The organism is Niallia sp. FSL W8-0954, assembly GCF_038005605.1.
Taxonomy (GTDB): domain Bacteria; phylum Bacillota; class Bacilli; order Bacillales; family Cytobacillaceae; genus Niallia; species Niallia circulans_A.
Genome location: NZ_JBBOTN010000001.1, coordinates 170,542 through 188,158 on the forward strand (window position 1 = coordinate 170,542; position 17,617 = coordinate 188,158).

General features: G+C 39.7%; 14 protein-coding genes and 3 rRNA genes. 12 read left to right on the forward strand and 5 right to left on the reverse strand.

The window, feature by feature from the left end; all coding sequences use genetic code 11:
- The first annotated feature begins 7 nt into the window (after positions 1–7).
- Together NX902_RS00930 and NX902_RS00935 are read left to right on the forward strand one after the other, a co-directional pair.
- Positions 8–493: a PTS sugar transporter subunit IIA gene (locus NX902_RS00930; protein WP_341123518.1), complete on the forward strand. Its 486-nt coding sequence runs from the start codon at positions 8–10 to the stop codon at positions 491–493.
- A 120-nt stretch (positions 494–613) separates the two neighbouring features.
- Positions 614–2,020, forward strand: a complete 1,407-nt coding sequence (locus NX902_RS00935) for a M24 family metallopeptidase (RefSeq protein ID WP_123260141.1) — start codon at positions 614–616, stop codon at positions 2,018–2,020.
- A gap of 132 nt (positions 2,021–2,152) precedes the next feature.
- Here NX902_RS00935 and NX902_RS00940 read toward each other — a convergent pair whose 3' ends face one another.
- Together NX902_RS00940 and NX902_RS00945 are read right to left on the reverse strand one after the other, a co-directional pair.
- Complete coding sequence (locus NX902_RS00940) at positions 2,153–2,938, reverse strand: MurR/RpiR family transcriptional regulator (RefSeq protein ID WP_095333669.1); 786 nt, start codon at positions 2,936–2,938, stop codon at positions 2,153–2,155.
- Positions 2,939–3,013: 75 nt separating this feature from the next.
- Positions 3,014–3,169: a hypothetical protein gene (locus NX902_RS00945; protein ID WP_341160492.1), complete on the reverse strand. Its 156-nt coding sequence runs from the start codon at positions 3,167–3,169 to the stop codon at positions 3,014–3,016.
- Between the two features lie 399 nt (positions 3,170–3,568).
- Between NX902_RS00945 and NX902_RS00950 the strand changes: the two genes are divergently transcribed.
- On the forward strand, positions 3,569–4,492 hold the full coding sequence (locus NX902_RS00950; RefSeq protein ID WP_095333670.1) for a BtrH N-terminal domain-containing protein: 924 nt from the start codon (positions 3,569–3,571) through the stop codon (positions 4,490–4,492).
- 424 nt (positions 4,493–4,916) lie between these two features.
- Here NX902_RS00950 and NX902_RS00955 read toward each other — a convergent pair whose 3' ends face one another.
- Positions 4,917–5,252, reverse strand: a complete 336-nt coding sequence (locus tag NX902_RS00955; protein ID WP_095333673.1) for a hypothetical protein — start codon at positions 5,250–5,252, stop codon at positions 4,917–4,919.
- A gap of 370 nt (positions 5,253–5,622) precedes the next feature.
- Between NX902_RS00955 and NX902_RS00960 the strand changes: the two genes are divergently transcribed.
- The 5 genes from NX902_RS00960 to NX902_RS00980 all read left to right on the forward strand — a co-directional run bounded on the left by NX902_RS00960 (position 5,623) and on the right by NX902_RS00980 (position 10,196).
- On the forward strand, positions 5,623–6,117 hold the full coding sequence (locus NX902_RS00960) for a PH domain-containing protein (RefSeq protein ID WP_095333675.1): 495 nt from the start codon (positions 5,623–5,625) through the stop codon (positions 6,115–6,117).
- A complete protein-coding gene (locus NX902_RS00965) occupies positions 6,117–7,619 on the forward strand; it encodes a PH domain-containing protein (RefSeq protein ID WP_095333677.1) in 1,503 nt (500 codons plus the stop codon). Before NX902_RS00960 ends, NX902_RS00965 begins: the two co-directional genes overlap by 1 nt.
- A 92-nt stretch (positions 7,620–7,711) precedes the next feature.
- On the forward strand, positions 7,712–8,152 hold the full coding sequence (locus NX902_RS00970) for a DUF2521 family protein (protein ID WP_095333679.1): 441 nt from the start codon (positions 7,712–7,714) through the stop codon (positions 8,150–8,152).
- A 121-nt stretch (positions 8,153–8,273) separates the two neighbouring features.
- Positions 8,274–8,993 carry an N-acetylmuramoyl-L-alanine amidase CwlD gene (gene cwlD / locus NX902_RS00975; RefSeq protein WP_095333686.1) on the forward strand — a complete coding sequence of 240 codons (720 nt, stop codon included), beginning with the start codon at positions 8,274–8,276 and terminating at the stop codon, positions 8,991–8,993.
- A gap of 147 nt (positions 8,994–9,140) precedes the next feature.
- Positions 9,141–10,196 (forward strand): Mrp/NBP35 family ATP-binding protein, encoded by a 1,056-nt coding sequence (locus NX902_RS00980; RefSeq protein WP_095333681.1) that lies wholly within the window; start codon positions 9,141–9,143, stop codon positions 10,194–10,196.
- 45 nt (positions 10,197–10,241) lie between these two features.
- On the opposite strand, the gene gerD is transcribed toward NX902_RS00980, so the two are convergent.
- Together gerD and pdaB are read right to left on the reverse strand one after the other, a co-directional pair.
- Positions 10,242–10,829 (reverse strand): spore germination lipoprotein GerD, encoded by a 588-nt coding sequence (gene gerD / locus NX902_RS00985; protein ID WP_341160493.1) that lies wholly within the window; start codon positions 10,827–10,829, stop codon positions 10,242–10,244.
- A 156-nt stretch (positions 10,830–10,985) separates the two neighbouring features.
- The gene (gene pdaB / locus NX902_RS00990) at positions 10,986–11,735 is read right to left on the reverse strand and encodes a polysaccharide deacetylase family sporulation protein PdaB (RefSeq protein ID WP_095333683.1); all 750 of its coding nucleotides are present in this window, start codon (positions 11,733–11,735) and stop codon (positions 10,986–10,988) included.
- Positions 11,736–11,876: 141 nt separating this feature from the next.
- Between pdaB and NX902_RS00995 the strand changes: the two genes are divergently transcribed.
- The 4 genes from NX902_RS00995 to rrf all read left to right on the forward strand — a co-directional run bounded on the left by NX902_RS00995 (position 11,877) and on the right by rrf (position 17,608).
- The gene (locus NX902_RS00995; RefSeq protein WP_095333685.1) at positions 11,877–12,110 is read left to right on the forward strand and encodes a hypothetical protein; all 234 of its coding nucleotides are present in this window, start codon (positions 11,877–11,879) and stop codon (positions 12,108–12,110) included.
- 268 nt (positions 12,111–12,378) lie between these two features.
- Positions 12,379–13,926, forward strand: a 16S ribosomal RNA gene (locus NX902_RS01000).
- Positions 13,927–14,395: 469 nt separating this feature from the next.
- Positions 14,396–17,331: ribosomal RNA gene (locus NX902_RS01005) — 23S ribosomal RNA — on the forward strand.
- A 160-nt stretch (positions 17,332–17,491) separates the two neighbouring features.
- Positions 17,492–17,608, forward strand: a 5S ribosomal RNA gene (gene rrf, locus NX902_RS01010).
- The 16S, 23S and 5S rRNA genes sit together here, the layout of an rRNA operon.
- The last annotated feature ends 9 nt before the right edge of the window (positions 17,609–17,617 follow it).

Consider the following 17,617-nt stretch of genomic DNA (forward strand, 5'->3'; position numbering starts at 1 on the left):
TATGTTTATGAAAAAAGTTGAATTTTCAAAAGCGATCGAATTAAAGGCATATGCAACAGGTAGTATAATGAAGCTAGAAGATATTCCTGATCCTGTTTTTGCAGAAAAAATGATGGGTGATGGCATTGCCATTGTGCCAGCTGAAGGAAATATAAGTTCTCCAGTAAATGGGGTTATCATGCATGTTTTTCCCACAAAACATGCCATTAGCATTAAAACTGCAAATGGTGCTGAAATCTTACTCCATATTGGATTGGAAACCGTTTCTATGAACGGGGAGGGATTTACTGTGCATGTTACAGAAGGAAAAAAGGTTAAAGTCGGAGATGCGCTTGTAACTGTTGATCTAGATATGGTGAAAAAACGAGCAAAAAATACTGTTATTCCAATAATTATTGTGAATACAAAGGAAATGCTGAAAATTGATAAGCTATTACTATCGGGAAATGTTACTATAGCCAAAGAGACAATCTTAGCAGTTACAGCAAAATAGTCATTATTAATAGTAAAAAATAAATGGTAGGTCAATGGCATGCAGCAGGGCATATGTAAAATGTATTATAGTAGAAACGTGCTGTTACTAATAACGTAGATGGAGAAAGGATATATATATATGAAGTATAATTCAAAAAATGTACAGTTGAGAGAAATGGAAGCACCAATGCCTGATTGTAGTAGAAAACCGTTATTAATTGATGATGAAACGATAAAGACTAGATATGAAAATGTACTACAAGAGATGAGAATGGATGGGCTTGATGCGTTATTGGTATATGCAGATCTTGAGCATGGCGGAAACTTTGAATATTTAGTGGGATTTGTTCCAAGATTTGAAGAAGCTATATTGGTTCTTCACTCTAAAGGCGATGCCTTTCTAATCTTAGGAAATGAAAACCTTAATAAGGCACAATACTCTAGAATACCAGCACAAGGAATACATTGTCCGCACTTTTCCTTACCCAATCAGCCTATGGAACCCGATACTCCATTTTCAAGCGTCTTTCTTAAAGCAGGAATCCGAGAATCGATGAAAATTGGTTTAGTGGGATGGAAGCACTTCACAAGTAAAGTTGAGAATAATCGAAATTTCTTTGATACTCCTTCTTTTATTGTGGATACGATCAGAGATATTGTTGGGAAGGAGGGTTCCCTAACCAATAGAACAGATATTTTCATTGCTGGAAACCGTGGAGTACGGAGAGTGAATAATGCAAATGAAATAGCACACTATGAGTTTGGAGCATCTCTTGCGTCGGATTGCATCTTGCGTACTATAAATAAATTAGATGTTGGTGTCTCTGAAATGGAACTAGGTAAAGAACTGAATGATTTAGGTCAAAGAAATAGTGTAGTTACGATAGCGTCCACAGGTAAAAGATTTGAAAAGGGAAATTTATACCCTATGTCTAAAAAGGTGACGAAAGGGGATGCCATTTCTTTAACTGTGGGATATAAAGGAGGATTATCCAGTAGAGCAGGATATGCTGTTATGGAACGCTCTGAGTTACCAGAAAGTAAAAAAAATTATGTAGAAGACTTAGCAGCTCCTTATTACACTGCTATTGTAGCATGGCTTGAGAATATTCGAATTGGGATGTCTGGTGGGGACATGTATAGCTTTATTAATTCTGTTCTTCCTAAAGAAGTGTTTCATTGGGAGCTATGCCCAGGACACTTGACGGCTGATGAAGAGTGGCTGGCATCTCCGATTTATGAGAATTCGGATGAAATTATTAAAAGTGGAATGATTTTTCAAACTGATATAATACCACGTGTCGCTGGATATGATGGAGTATCAGCTGAAAGTACAATTGCACTAGCTGACGATGCATTAAAAGAGGAGATAAGAAAAAATTATCCCGAACTTTGGATGAGGATCCAAAAAAGAAAAGAATATATCAATGATTTCCTTGGAATTAAATTGAGTAAGGATGTTTTACCATTATGCAGTACGGTTGCTTATTTACGACCATATCTATTAAATAAAAAGCTTGCATTTTGTTACAATCATAATGGCTGAGTTTTGGATTCCACGCATAGTAGTTTAAAAAGTTATGTAATGTAATCGAATATAGGATACTTATCACCTCCTTGTAGCCAATTTTCTTGTCAGAAAACTTATTACAAGGAGGTTTTACTATTTATAAATCAATTAAGCATATAAAAATAAATATTGCATAGAAATTAAATCTAAAATATAGGTAATACCATATTTTCCATAAATACTAAGATAGTCATTTGAAATACTATTTTTGCTTATATAAAAAATATTTTCATAAGCCAGTTTTATACTCTTGTCCTGATTCCCCGTTATTAAGAATTTATGTCCTCGTAAATTTTTAACAAAATCAAGTGATAATTCTGCAAATTTACCGGATGCTGACACAGTTATAATAATGTCTTCATCATTTAAATCATTTAAAACCTTATTATTAGTAAACGAGGTGGAAATAACATGAATAACCTTAGATGCAAACAGTAATTCTTGTTGAAATTTTATTATCGTTCCACTAGTATTATTTGCACATAAAAGTACAACCTTTACGTCCTTATGAATTAACTGACATAAATAATTGATGTTCTCAAAGTTTAATTGCTCATCAATATCTAATATCATGTCATCAATAAGATTTTTTATATGTGTTTGATAGCTAGAGTACTCTTTAATATCTCTAAATCTTAAATTGCTTGGAAATACCAATTTATTCACAGAACTTTTTAATTCGCTAAAATTAGCATATCCTAGTTGTTCACAGAATCTTCTGATTGCGGATCGTGAAGTGAAGCATTCGTCTGTTATCTCTAAAATACTAATACTTGATATTCTATATAGATTTTTTAAAATATATTCTGCTAATATATATTCGATATTAGCAGATTTCCCAGAGTTTATAATTGAAGATAACGAATTTAAGAGCCCTAGATTGTTAATTTTCATGCGCTGTTCCTCCCCTAGTAATTTATTTTATAACTAATAATATAATTCTTTTTTTATTTCTAATCATATTCCTTATTATAACTCAGCCATCGCTCCCATAGGGTGCTTGGAATTTGTAGGTGCATCTTGCAGGAAGTTAAAATGGTTTGTAATATAATGTGGTTTTTGATCATGTAATTCAATTGGTTTAATTCTTTGAACTTTATAAATAACTTTACAGATGGAAAGCATCAGCAGATTGCTGGTGCTTTTTTTTTGCATTAACCAGATAATAATTTTGTATGGTTTGAATATTTTTGTGTCCTAAACGTTTCGATACATATGTAATATCTATATCATGGGCAAATAGAAACATCACGTTTTGTATTTTGTGTTTTTAACGAAGTGTTATCAAAAGTAGAACTAATTAAATGGCTAACTATGGATGTATTGCTAGCAGTTCTCCATGTTGCATCCCGTTTCTCATACTGAAGTTTCCTTATTTTTATCGGAAAGTGATACAAGATTTGTATAAGTATGCAGCTCGAAGAAGTTTGACGAGAAGGCAAAATATATAGAAGAAATATTATAAAGTTTGATGTTGTTTTTCAATTTTCAAAATTGTAAGATCAACTTATCTACTCGGAGGTGATGTTAATGTATATAGGAAATGGCCATTACTGTTATTCAAATTCAACTGCAATGTTTCTTTCATCAATAGGAGAAAATGTATCTCCTCAACTTGTAGAAGTATTAACTGGTGTTGGATTAGGTGCCATGATAGAAAATGAAAAAAACCTTTTTTTTAGTATGAGAGATCCCGATGATGGTATCAATTATGCTCTAAACATCCTTGGATTTACTGCAGAAGAGCATCAGCAAGCTAGTGACTTAGATGACCCATTTACGTTGTTAAAAAAGCAAATCAAACAAAACCCTGTCATTCTAGGCCCTTTAGATATGGGGGAGCTAACATACCATCCGAATCATAAAAATTTACATGGTTCAGACCATTATGTGCTAGGTTATCAAATGGATGATGAAAATATTTATGTACAAGATCCAGCTGGCTTTCCATTTGTTCCATTATCACTGGACCAATTTAAGAAGGCTTGGATGGCGGAAGGGATTCCATATAGGAAAGGAATTAATAAATATTGGTCTACAGCAAAAAAGGTCGTCACATTAAACAATAACGAAATATATGAGAGAGCAATTGATTACTTTAAGAGAACTTATCGGGAATTCGAAAAAGCGGATATAGGGTTAATTGGAAGGGAAGCAATTTGTTTTTATGCGGATCAGTTATTAAATGCTCCTATTACAGCTGATACTATAGGGCATACAACATTCTTCCTTTTCCAATTAAGTGCAAGAAGAGCCAACGATTATGCAGTGTATTTTAAAGATAGGCATTCACGTCTATCAGAGTTGAAGATTGAACAGGCTAAGGTTCTTGGGATGTGTCATTCTATGTCTGTAAATAAAGATTGGAAAGGTATATCGGAGAAGTTAATGAGGCTAGCCGATTTAGAGGAGGAATTTAGATTAGAACTTTTAAAAGTCGGCAACTAATTATAATTATAGAGATTTCCACTTTAAAGGGTGCGTTGATATAAGAAGGGTTAACCTCCCTTTAAAGGGCAGCATTATTGCAAATTTATTAAATTAAAGTTAGTTTTAATACTTTCGGAATGCTAAATGCTAACACGCAACTTGCCAATTCGTATCTACTTTAATTACCGGGAAACAAGTAGACAGAACAGGGTTGCGTGTATGGGAATAGTGTATTCTATTATCAGTGGATTCTTTTAGAATTCAGTTTTAATTATTTTAATCAATTTTTCGACTTCTTCGTCATTACCAGGTTGAATAGAGATTTCCTTTGGATACTCAATAATGTTTTTCGTATATTCCTGCATAGGTTCTTTTATTTGTTCTGCACTCGGCCAATGGGAAGGAATATCATATTTATTGATGGTGCCATCCCCATTCCCTCTTATGTGATGGCACCATCAGCCATTGTTTTCCCTGATAACGATATAACGTCTTGCAGATATTGGACACTATCCGCATCATAAGGATTTACTGGTTTCTCCAGCTGAGATATGCTGAACGCGTAGTTCTGCAATATCCTGATTATTAACAATTTGTAACCAAACGCGAGCATACTCAATCTCTTTAGAAGAATAAGCAGATAATATACTATCCTTTTTTTCTTCTGCCTGAGTATTAGAACTATTATTTGAAGCTTTATCGTTAAACTTATTACTGTCGGCTTTATTCTCTTCTGATTCAGCTGTCGTATCATCTGGTTCACTTGCTTGGTTGTCATCCTCCTCTGAGTTATTCTGTTTTTCTTCTATAGAGCTATTTTCCTAGTTGCTCTTGATTTTACTTTTATCATTATCATTACTGCAGGCTATGAGAATAAATGACATTGTCGCAAGTATAGCTATAAGTTTTAAGTACTTTTTCATTTTCTTCTCTCCCTTTGAAAAAAAATACGAGGATGTTACGATAAGAAATTATGTGGCGGTAAGAAGATGAGACTCCTTCTCTTACAGAGGTATAAGCTTGGATGCGTGGTCATAGGTCAATATGATACAGAAATCTCCTTGAAAAAGGAGATTTTTTTGTCATTGGAGGAAACCTTTTTCATTAATGCAACGTAGATAAGTAGAATATTTAAGGAGCGTGTTTACATGTATTTTTCTATCCCTGAACCAACAAAAAAGGTATCTAAAGAGGCTGTGAAAGTATGGCGGATATCGGAGACGATATCTAATAGTACGATTCTTGTGGTATTGGGTGTTTGCTACTTCCTCTATTTTTATTTTTCATGGAAGGCGTGGATAGGTCCAATCATTGTAGGTCTTGGCGTATTAACAATCTTGGCGGCATTATGGGGAATTTTTATTGCACCGCCATTAAAACAGCGCTATTGGCGTTATGACGTCAGTGAAGAGTTTATTCAACTGAAATGGGGAGTAATGGTTGAGAATCATCAATTAATCCCGATGACAAAAGTACAGTCGGTTGAATTAACACAAGGACCACTGCAAAGGAAATATCAATTATATTCTATAACGGTCGGGACGATGGGGACCTCGCATGAGATTCCTGCCATTCCAAAGGAAGAGGCTTATCGTTTACGTGATCAAATTGCTCATTTTGCAAAGATTAAGGAAGTGGAGTAATGGAAGGTATCAGGAAGCGGCAGCATCCGATTAAAATAGTCTTTGATATAGCTGGATTTGTAAAAAGTAATTTTTTCTTATTTATTATTTTATTTGTGTCACATTTTGGATCCGAAAAAATGTATATGAAGATATTTCAAGTTCTCTTTCTTCTTTATGCTATTGTGCAGCTTCTTAGCATCGTACTGGATTGGTTTACACATACTTATTCAGTAGAAGAGGAAGCGCTACATATAAGGTCTGGGGTTTTTACAAAGTCGCATCGAGTAATCCCCTTTTATAAAATTCAAAATATTCACCGACACACCTCTGTTTTTCATAAAGGACTTCACCTAACTTCCTTAACATTGGAAACAGGAGAGACCGGAGATTCGAGTTCTATACCGTTAACAGTTATTCGCAAGAAAGAGGCAGATTGGTTAGAGTCTTATATCCATCAACCGGAAAATGTCTCAGCAGGCGACGGAGAAGAAGCTAAAACAGTTGCTGGAAGCGAAAGAACGGTTCATTTTCAGGTAACAAGAAGAGACTTAGTGAGGGCTTCTTTTTCTTCTTTGAGCTTTTTAGCGTTAATTCCATTATTAATATCTTTTTTCTCCAATATAGATTCAATCTTTCAAATGGAAGTGGAGACAAGTAAGGTTCTTACTTATCTATTGGATCATATCTGGATGATAGTCGGCGTATGCATTGCTCTTCTGATTATAGGGGTGCTATTTGGTCTTGGTGTGACTTTCTGGAAATATGGCCGTTTTCAAATAACCTCTGATAAGGATAAGATTTATATAAAAAAAGGATTAGTCTCAGAAACGTCCTTTTCCATTCAAAAGGAGAAAGTGCAGGCAGTGAAAGTGATCCAACTTCCAATGCAAAGACTTTTGAAAATAGCTGAGGTGAAATTAGTGAGTGCCGGGGATATCGGGGATGAAGATTTGGAGGTAAACTCCTTGTTCCCATATATGCCAGTGGACCAAGCATATGAAATTATAGAAAAGATTCTGCCGGCGTATCGGTTGAAAAAGCAAATGAAGAAGCTGCCTAAGAAAGCTCTATATGCCAGACTGCTTAGACCTAGTTATTTTGGGATAATCGTAGCAATTGGTCTTGTCTATTGGAAGCCAGAGATATGGTATATGGCGATATTATTGTTTATTTTGATTTATTTGTTGAGAGTATGGGATTACTTTAATAGCAGGTACATCCAACATGAAGAATTTATTCAAGTGAAGAAGGGGAGCCTGCAATCAACATTAATTTTGACAAAAAGAGCAAAGGTTATGGAAGTTAATGTGAAGAGATCCCGGTTACAGAGGAATTTGGGTCTTGCCACTATTGAATTCATTAATCGATCACAGCCGATTGAGCAAACGGATTTAACCGATGTTCCAGCGTCAGATGCTAGTGAATTTTATCATTGGTATAATAAGCGAATGAGTGACATACATGTAGAAGATTATGTAGAGAGCAACGAAGGTGAAAATGGTAAGAAAGCACTGAAATAGCAACTATTCTTTTAATTGGATGCTAAAAGGTTTGTTAGACTAGTATGGTCTCATCTTGTTGGTTGAAAAATAACAGCAAGAGGTGAAATCAATTGGCAGTCATTACAAGCTTTGATATAAGAAAACGCGAGAAACAAATAAAATATGAAAGAGCGGTTCTTAGGGAAATATCCCTTAAAGAATTAAAAGAAAAGGTAGCTCACTATTTTGGCTCTTCTAACCTAACTTCTAGTATCTTAATGAACAATGGAATCGAAGAGGCTTGTTATGATGTAGCAATAGAGGCCTTTCTTTTAGGAGCGAATTACAGTAAATTTAGTGAATATGGCGAAGAAGTTCAAGCTATAAAAAATAGATGCAAGGAAGAAGATGTTCATTTAAAAGAAACACTTTACCATTTTCTTCTTTATTGGGGCAGTGAGGAAAGCAATAAAAATGAATCCCTATACTATTTATGCGAACAATTTGTTGATGAATGGTGGCTGGAAGGTTATACGAAAGCGAATAAGAGAAGAAAGCTTCGCTTACATTGAAAGATGGCATGAAGATGCCATCTTTTTGTTATGGCCTGAAAGGAGGACTTGCTGTTCTAAAACCTCATATTCCTCCATATAGTATGAATAAGGACGGGCACAGGGGGGAATGAGGTTAACTGTGAATAAAAAGTGGAAAATAAGCATATATATCCTAGGACTAGCACTCCTTTTCTTTATTTTGCAATTTGATTTCTCAAATGATGATTCATGGGATGCCTGGAATTTGCCATTAACCGGAAAAGTAATCATTATTGATCCTGGACACGGCGGGCCTGATGGTGGTGCAGGGGATAAGGAGGTATTGGAAAAGGATATCGCCTTAAGCGTTTCCTTAAAGCTTCGAGATTATCTGCAAGAGCAAGGAGCGTTAGTCATCATGACAAGAGAAATAGATAAGGATTTGGCTAGTGAAAGTACGAAAGGCTATCGCAATCGAAAAGTTGAGGATTTAAAAGAAAGAATAAGCATTATCAATAAATCGGATGCGGATTTATTCTTGAGTATTCATTTAAATGCTATCCCTTCATCGAAATGGAGTGGAGCACAAACCTTCTATTCTTCTAAGCAAGAAGGAAATGATAGAGCTGCTAAGTTTATTCAAGACGAATTAATTGATAACTTAGAGAATACTACCCGGAAGGCAAAAACGCTGGAGAGTGTATACATACTTAAATATGCCGAGAGACCAGGAGTGCTAGTGGAGGTAGGTTTCTTATCGAATCCACAAGAAAAGGCAAATCTTATGAAGGAAGATTATCAGGAGAAAATTGCAGCATCTATTTATAAAGGGGTTAATCGCTTTTTTACAAATGAAGAGGAACTTGAAATTCAAGAATAGAGACTTATGATGTCTCTATTCTTATTTTTATCGATTTTATCTATTCCCGGGAAATAAATGCTAGTAATAACGTTTGAATCTTCAGAATGTAAACGATAACTATTTTTGTGCTATACTGATAGTAAAAATAGGAAAGGGGATTGCGTCATGATAACAAAAGAAGAAATCGAGAAGATAGTGGAGAATATGATCGATCCTTTTTTACATAAATCATTGCTTGAACTGAGCGCAGTGAAAGATGTCAAATGGAATGAAGAAAAAGGGCATGCCAGTTTAAAGGTGGCTGTAGCAAAGTTAGGCTCAGCCTATCAAATCGAGTTGCAAAATCAAATTGTCAGCGCGCTTAAAGAAAGAGGGGTAGAGAGTGTTGGGTTACGCTTTACCGAATTATCTAGTGCGCTTGTAGAGGAAATAATAAAGGAAACAGAATCTGAAGATAAGAAGCCAATTTATATTGCCATTGCTAGTGGGAAAGGTGGAGTAGGAAAATCAACGGTTTCCGTGAACTTAGCTGTCTCTTTAGCAAGGATGGGAAAAAAAGTTGGGTTATTAGATGCTGATATATATGGTTTTAGTGTCCCAGATATGATGGGAATCACGAATAGACCAGAAGTAATAAAGGAGCGTATTATTCCGGTTGAGCGTTTTGGGGTTAAAGTTATTTCGATGGGATTCTTTGTTGAAGATAATACCCCTATTATCTGGAGAGGTCCAATGCTTGGTAAAATGCTGACAAGCTTTATGGATGAAGTAGAATGGGGAGAACTTGATTATCTCCTATTAGATTTACCACCAGGAACAGGTGATGTGGCTTTAGATGTCCACTCTATGCTGCCAACAAGTAAAGAAATTATTGTAACAACACCTCATCCAACTGCTGCGTTTGTTGCAGCGCGTGCTGGGGCGATGGCATTAAGAACAGAACATGAGATATTAGGTGTCATAGAAAATATGTCTTATTTTGAAAGTCGTTTAACAGGGGAAAAGGAATATGTGTTTGGCAAGGGTGGAGGAACGAAATTAGCAAAGGATTTAGAGGTACCCTTACTCGGAGAACTGCCATTGGGGCAGCCAGATTGGAATGAAGAAGATTTTGCTCCATCCGTCTATAAAGAAACACATCCTATTGGTGAAAGATATAAGGAGATTGCTGAACAAATAGTAGAAGTCTTAGAGATGGCAGCGGATAGAGTAGAAAACTAACTTCTGATAGTAAAAAGAGGTACCTTCCTTTGAAGGCACCTCTTTTTATATTTTATTTTCTTCTGATAATAAAGAGGAAGAGGCTTCTTTCGCAGCTTTATCTAGTAATTCTTTAAATTTAGATTTGAATTCAGGTGTTTCCATTGTTTCTTGGAGGATTTGTTCCACATGCTCTCTATATTCTGTACTTTTTAAAATGTTCTTCATTTCTGATTCTAGTGAAGGATCTTGCAGCAACTCGACCATCATCTTCCGATATCCCGGGTCCTTCATCAGGTCTTTGATCAATTTTTCATTTTCGGATTTCATGCTTTTTGCCATTGTTTCAGCAAATTCAGGATCCTTGAATTTTTTTTGCCAGAATTCAGCTGCCTTGTCAGAAACGAGTGTTTTTTCTATTGTATTTGTTACTGCCTTTTCATTCATAACCAGGTTTTGCTTTATTTCTTCATCGTTCATTACTTCACGAATAGCTTTTTTCCCTTCGTCTGTTTTTAATATATCCACAACCATTTTCTTCGTTTGATCATAGTCCATTTGTTGAGAATTTTCACTTTCTGAGCATCCACTTAATAAAGAAATGACTAGCAGGAGGGTAATCCCTTTTTTTAGCATGATAATTACCTCTTTCATTAAAGATATCTATTAAGTAGAATGGATTCTTTTTGAATTTTTATTCCTGATGGTAAGCAAAAGATAATGGAATAAGAAAGAAAAAACTGGCCCTAAAAGAGTTTTTTCGATCTTTATTCAATCGATTACCTCTAATTAGGACACAGCTTTTTTGCTTTAATGTACTTCCTTCGATTTGGAATCAGCGTTGGAAATCATTTCTGAAACAGTAACAAACTTTAAGTTCTTTTTTTGTAATTTCCCTATAATTTCTGGTAGGGCTTTTGCAGTTTGTTTAGCAGAATCAGAAGCATGTAATAAAACGATGTCCCCCTTTTTAGCTGAAGTAGCTTTTTTGATGATTTGTTGTGATCCGGGATTGGTCCAATCCTTAGAGTCAATACTCCAGTGTACTAATGTGTAATCATATTGGTCTGCAATAGTCAAAGTAGATTGGCTGAAATGACCGGTTGGGGCTCTAGCTAATAAAATATTTTCTACTTTTAATTTTTGAAATGCCGTTTTTGCTTTAGATATATCTTGGCGAATTTTTTCTTCTTTTACTTCAGAATAGTCAACATAGTCATAACCTAGTATTCCAATTTCGTGACCTTCCTTTACCATTCTACTGACTAATTCAGGATGCCTTTCTGCCCAAGAACCAGCAAGAAAAAATGTTGCGTTCACTTTCTTTTCTTTCAAAATATCAAGAATTGGTTCTGCTCTTTTGTCGCCCCATCCAATATTAAAGGTGAGCGCAACTCCTTTCTCCCCTTTATAAACAGCCTTTGGTCCATCCTTAGAAGAAAATACAGGGATTTGAACAATGTTTTCCACATACAAAAACCAGGCTGTGAAGAAGGATACTACAACTATCAATGCCATTTGTTTTAAGGATTTACTGTTAAGAACATAGAAAAAATTCATCTGTTTGTCACCTCGTCCACTTTACTGCTCGTCTCATACTTATGTAGAAAAGAAAAAAATCATGACAAAAACTTTTATAAAAAAAGAAAAATTAGTACATAATACAGAGACCAAAATATGGATGCAGCAGGAGGATTAGTGATGATTGGATTATTATTAAATAAAAAGGAAATAAAAGAGATTGAATATCTAATTAAAAGGGAATTGGATGAAATATTATTGGATTTAGGAGATAAAAGAATTGATCTTGCTGTGAAGAAAGCGATGATTAAAAGGTATAAGAATTTATTTGTATTGCTTAAAAGAGTGGCTTCCCCTAAGGAATGTCTAGCATATATCCTGCCAGAAAGTAAGCTATTAGATGAAAAAATATAAAATGTGAAAAAACTGTTGACGAATAATAGTTATCTTGGTATATTAATAAACGTCACTTCGACAAAAGAAATCAACGAATAAGAAAATAAAAAAAGTAGTTGACTCTTAAGTTTGGATGTGTTAAATTAATAAAGTCGCTTATTGAGCGGCCAACCAATTGCTCTTTGAAAACTGAACAAACAAACGTCAACAATAATCGTTTTATAACTAGCGTTATAGAACAAAAAGTAACAAAAAGCTAGAGTTTAGCAATGAGCTAATCAACTCTTTATTGGAGAGTTTGATCCTGGCTCAGGACGAACGCTGGCGGCGTGCCTAATACATGCAAGTCGAGCGGACTTTAAAAGCTTGCTTTTAAAGTTAGCGGCGGACGGGTGAGTAACACGTGGGCAACCTGCCTGTAAGACTGGGATAACTTCGGGAAACCGGAGCTAATACCGGATAATCCTTTTCCTCTCATGAGGAAAAGCTGAAAGACGGTTTACGCTGTCACTTACAGATGGGCCCGCGGCGCATTAGCTAGTTGGTGAGGTAACGGCTCACCAAGGCGACGATGCGTAGCCGACCTGAGAGGGTGATCGGCCACACTGGGACTGAGACACGGCCCAGACTCCTACGGGAGGCAGCAGTAGGGAATCTTCCGCAATGGACGAAAGTCTGACGGAGCAACGCCGCGTGAGTGATGAAGGTTTTCGGATCGTAAAACTCTGTTGTTAGGGAAGAACAAGTACAAGAGTAACTGCTTGTACCTTGACGGTACCTAACCAGAAAGCCACGGCTAACTACGTGCCAGCAGCCGCGGTAATACGTAGGTGGCAAGCGTTGTCCGGAATTATTGGGCGTAAAGCGCGCGCAGGCGGTCCTTTAAGTCTGATGTGAAAGCCCACGGCTCAACCGTGGAGGGTCATTGGAAACTGGGGGACTTGAGTGCAGAAGAGAAGAGTGGAATTCCACGTGTAGCGGTGAAATGCGTAGAGATGTGGAGGAACACCAGTGGCGAAGGCGACTCTTTGGTCTGTAACTGACGCTGAGGCGCGAAAGCGTGGGGAGCAAACAGGATTAGATACCCTGGTAGTCCACGCCGTAAACGATGAGTGCTAAGTGTTAGAGGGTTTCCGCCCTTTAGTGCTGCAGCAAACGCATTAAGCACTCCGCCTGGGGAGTACGGCCGCAAGGCTGAAACTCAAAGGAATTGACGGGGGCCCGCACAAGCGGTGGAGCATGTGGTTTAATTCGAAGCAACGCGAAGAACCTTACCAGGTCTTGACATCCTCTGACACTCCTAGAGATAGGACGTTCCCCTTCGGGGGACAGAGTGACAGGTGGTGCATGGTTGTCGTCAGCTCGTGTCGTGAGATGTTGGGTTAAGTCCCGCAACGAGCGCAACCCTTGATCTTAGTTGCCAGCATTCAGTTGGGCACTCTAAGGTGACTGCCGGTGACAAACCGGAGGAAGGTGGGGATGACGTCAAATCATCATGCCCCTTATGACCTGGGCTACACACGTGCTACAATGGATGGTACAAAGGGCAGCAAAACCGCGAGGTCGAGCAAATCCCATAAAACCATTCTCAGTTCGGATTGTAGGCTGCAACTCGCCTACATGAAGCTGGAATCGCTAGTAATCGCGGATCAGCATGCCGCGGTGAATACGTTCCCGGGCCTTGTACACACCGCCCGTCACACCACGAGAGTTTGTAACACCCGAAGTCGGTGGGGTAACCTTTTGGAGCCAGCCGCCTAAGGTGGGATAGATGATTGGGGTGAAGTCGTAACAAGGTAGCCGTATCGGAAGGTGCGGCTGGATCACCTCCTTTCTAAGGAAAATGGAATTTATATTCCATCAAAGATTGTTGACGATTTGTTGTTCAGTTTTGAGGGAGCAATTCCTCAAAACAGTAATAAGTTTGAGGGTAAAGAGAAACAAGTAGATCAAGGAAGCGAATGCGCGAGCACCGGAGCGTACGACAGTACGTGAGGAGCAGAGCGGAGAAGCTGACGAAGAGATGCGAAGTTTATCTTTAGCCGAAATTGTTCCTTGAAAACTAGATTATGTAAGAACCAAGAAAGAAACCGAGTAATCGCCATCTTAGATTCTCTATTTTAGAGAATTACTTCTTTGGAAAGTAGTCGTATTAAACGAATACTCCTTCAAAGATTGGAGAGCAAAGAGAAGCAAGTAGGTCAAGGAAGCGACCGAACGAGCACCAGAGCGTACGACAGTACGTGAGGAGCAGAGTGAAGAAGCTGACGAAGAGATACGCCGCTTATCTTTGGTCGAAACTAAGTTAAGTTAGAAAGGGCGCACGGTGGATGCCTTGGCACTAGGAGCCGATGAAGGACGGGATTAACACCGATATGCTTTGGGGAGCTGTAAGTAAGCTTTGATCCAGAGATTTCCGAATGGGGAAACCCTCTATCCGTAATGGGATAGAATCTTTACCTGAATACATAGGGTACTGAAGGCAGACCCGGGGAACTGAAACATCTAAGTACCCGGAGGAAGAGAAAGCAAACGCGATTCCCTGAGTAGCGGCGAGCGAAACGGGATTAGCCCAAACCAAGAGGCTTGCCTCTTGGGGTTGTAGGACACTCTATATGGAGTTACAAAGGAACGGGGTAGACGAATCGATCTGGAAAGGTCAGTCGTAGAAGGTAAAAACCCTGTAGTCGAAACTTCGTTCCCTCTTGAGTGTATCCTGAGTACGGCGGGACACGAGAAATCCCGTCGGAAGCAGGGAGGACCATCTCCCAAGGCTAAATACTCCCTAGTGACCGATAGTGAACCAGTACCGTGAGGGAAAGGTGAAAAGCACCCCGGAAGGGGAGTGAAATAGATCCTGAAACCGTGTGCCTACAAGTAGTTAGAGCCCTTTTATGGGTGATAGCGTGCCTTTTGTAGAATGAACCGGCGAGTTACGATTACATGCGAGGTTAAGTTGAAGAGACGGAGCCGCAGCGAAAGCGAGTCTGAATAGGGCGAAATAGTATGTGGTTGTAGACCCGAAACCAGGTGATCTACCCATGTCCAGGGTGAAGTCCAGGTAACACTGGATGGAGGCCCGAACCCACGCACGTTGAAAAGTGCGGGGATGAGGTGTGGGTAGCGGAGAAATTCCAATCGAACTTGGAGATAGCTGGTTCTCTCCGAAATAGCTTTAGGGCTAGCCTCAAGATTTAGAGTATTGGAGGTAGAGCACTGTTTGGACTAGGGGCCCCCATCGGGTTACCGAATTCAGACAAACTCCGAATGCCAAATACTTATTCTTGGGAGTCAGACTACGAGTGATAAGATCCGTGGTCAAGAGGGAAACAGCCCAGACCACCAGCTAAGGTCCCAAAGTATACGTTAAGTGGAAAAGGATGTGGAGTTGCTTAGACAACCAGGATGTTGGCTTAGAAGCAGCCACCATTTAAAGAGTGCGTAATAGCTCACTGGTCGAGTGACTCTGCGCCGAAAATGTACCGGGGCTAAACGTATCACCGAAGCTGTGGATTGACATCTTTGATGTCAGTGGTAGGAGAGCGTTCTAAGGGCGTTGAAGCTAGACCGTAAGGACTGGTGGAGCGCTTAGAAGTGAGAATGCCGGTATGAGTAGCGAAAGATGAGTGAGAATCTCATCCACCGAATGCCTAAGGTTTCCTGAGGAAGGCTCGTCCGCTCAGGGTTAGTCGGGACCTAAGCCGAGGCTGAAAAGCGTAGGCGATGGACAACAGGTTGATATTCCTGTACCACCTTTAAATCGTTTGAGCAATGGGGGGACGCAGGAGGATAGGGTAAGCGTGCTGTTGGATTAGCACGTCCAAGCAGTTAGGCTGGTAATGAGGCAAATCCCATTACCACATAAGCGGAGCTGTGACGGCGAGGGAAATATAGTACCGAAGTTCCTGATTCCACACTGCCAAGAAAAGCCTCTAGCGAGATTTAGGGTGCCCGTACCGCAAACCGACACAGGTAGGCGAGGAGAGAATCCTAAGGTGAGCGAGAGAACTCTCGTTAAGGAACTCGGCAAAATGACCCCGTAACTTCGGGAGAAGGGGTGCTCTTGCGGGTGCAAGCCTGCGAGAGCCGCAGTGAATAGGCCCAGGCGACTGTTTAGCAAAAACACAGGTCTCTGCGAAGCCGCAAGGCGAAGTATAGGGGCTGACACCTGCCCGGTGCTGGAAGGTTAAGAGGAGGGGTTAGCACGTTAGTGCGAAGCTCTGAATTGAAGCCCCAGTAAACGGCGGCCGTAACTATAACGGTCCTAAGGTAGCGAAATTCCTTGTCGGGTAAGTTCCGACCCGCACGAAAGGTGTAACGATCTGGGCACTGTCTCAACGAGAGACTCGGTGAAATTATAGTACCTGTGAAGATGCAGGTTACCCGCGACAGGACGGAAAGACCCCGTGGAGCTTTACTGCAGCCTGATATTGAATTTTGGTACAGCTTGTACAGGATAGGTAGGAGCCTTGGAAGCCGGAGCGCTAGCTTCGGTGGAGGCATTGGTGGGATACTACCCTGGCTGTATTGACATTCTAACCCGCACCCCTGATCGGGGTGGGAGACAGTGTCAGGTGGGCAGTTTGACTGGGGCGGTCGCCTCCTAAAAAGTAACGGAGGCGCCCAAAGGTTCCCTCAGAATGGTTGGAAATCATTCGTAGAGTGTAAAGGCACAAGGGAGCTTGACTGCGAGACCTACAAGTCGAGCAGGGACGAAAGTCGGGCTTAGTGATCCGGTGGTTCCGCATGGAAGGGCCATCGCTCAACGGATAAAAGCTACCCCGGGGATAACAGGCTTATCTCCCCCAAGAGTCCACATCGACGGGGAGGTTTGGCACCTCGATGTCGGCTCATCGCATCCTGGGGCTGTAGTCGGTCCCAAGGGTTGGGCTGTTCGCCCATTAAAGCGGTACGCGAGCTGGGTTCAGAACGTCGTGAGACAGTTCGGTCCCTATCCGTCGTGGGCGTAGGAAATTTGAGAGGAGCTGTCCTTAGTACGAGAGGACCGGGATGGACGCACCGCTGGTGTACCAGTTGTCTTGCCAAAGGCATCGCTGGGTAGCTATGTGCGGAAGGGATAAGTGCTGAAAGCATCTAAGCATGAAGCCCCCCTCAAGATGAGATTTCCCATAGCGTAAGCTAGTAAGATCCCTGAAAGATGATCAGGTTGATAGGTCAGAGGTGGAAGCGTGGCGACATGTGGAGCTGACTGATACTAATAGATCGAGGACTTAACTAAAATGAAAAGCGGAAATGCCTGTTTATGGCGTTGGAGCTGGACAATATGATTACTCATTCTTTCTTTACTTCATAATCTAGTTTTCAGGGAATAATTTTTCGAAATTACACTTGAAAAAATATCTAAAACATGTATAATAATACATGTCTGATAAAATAAGTCTGGTGGCGATAGCGAGAAGGTCACACCCGTTCCCATGCCGAACACGGAAGTTAAGCTTCTCAGCGCCGATGGTAGTTGGGGGTTCTCCCCCTGTGAGAGTAGGACGTCGCCAGGCATACCATTA

What these genes read in the sequence shown, in the direction of transcription:
- NX902_RS00955 (WP_095333673.1), bottom strand. Translation starts at nt 5,252, where the DNA reads ATGACAACCAAGCAAGTGAACCAGATGATACGACAGCTGAATCAGAAG.
- NX902_RS00945 (WP_341160492.1), bottom strand. Translation starts at nt 3,169, where the DNA reads ATGCTTTCCATCTGTAAAGTTATTTATAAAGTTCAAAGAATTAAACCA.
- gerD (WP_341160493.1), bottom strand. Translation starts at nt 10,829, where the DNA reads ATGAAAGAGGTAATTATCATGCTAAAAAAAGGGATTACCCTCCTGCTA.
- NX902_RS00995 (WP_095333685.1), top strand. Translation starts at nt 11,877, where the DNA reads ATGATTGGATTATTATTAAATAAAAAGGAAATAAAAGAGATTGAATAT.
- NX902_RS00950 (WP_095333670.1), top strand. Translation starts at nt 3,569, where the DNA reads ATGTTAATGTATATAGGAAATGGCCATTACTGTTATTCAAATTCAACT.
- NX902_RS00930 (WP_341123518.1), top strand. Translation starts at nt 8, where the DNA reads ATGAAAAAAGTTGAATTTTCAAAAGCGATCGAATTAAAGGCATATGCA.
- NX902_RS00940 (WP_095333669.1), bottom strand. Translation starts at nt 2,938, where the DNA reads ATGAAAATTAACAATCTAGGGCTCTTAAATTCGTTATCTTCAATTATA.
- pdaB (WP_095333683.1), bottom strand. Translation starts at nt 11,735, where the DNA reads ATGAATTTTTTCTATGTTCTTAACAGTAAATCCTTAAAACAAATGGCA.
- NX902_RS00965 (WP_095333677.1), top strand. Translation starts at nt 6,117, where the DNA reads ATGGAAGGTATCAGGAAGCGGCAGCATCCGATTAAAATAGTCTTTGAT.
- NX902_RS00960 (WP_095333675.1), top strand. Translation starts at nt 5,623, where the DNA reads ATGTATTTTTCTATCCCTGAACCAACAAAAAAGGTATCTAAAGAGGCT.
- NX902_RS00935 (WP_123260141.1), top strand. Translation starts at nt 614, where the DNA reads ATGAAGTATAATTCAAAAAATGTACAGTTGAGAGAAATGGAAGCACCA.
- NX902_RS00980 (WP_095333681.1), top strand. Translation starts at nt 9,141, where the DNA reads ATGATAACAAAAGAAGAAATCGAGAAGATAGTGGAGAATATGATCGAT.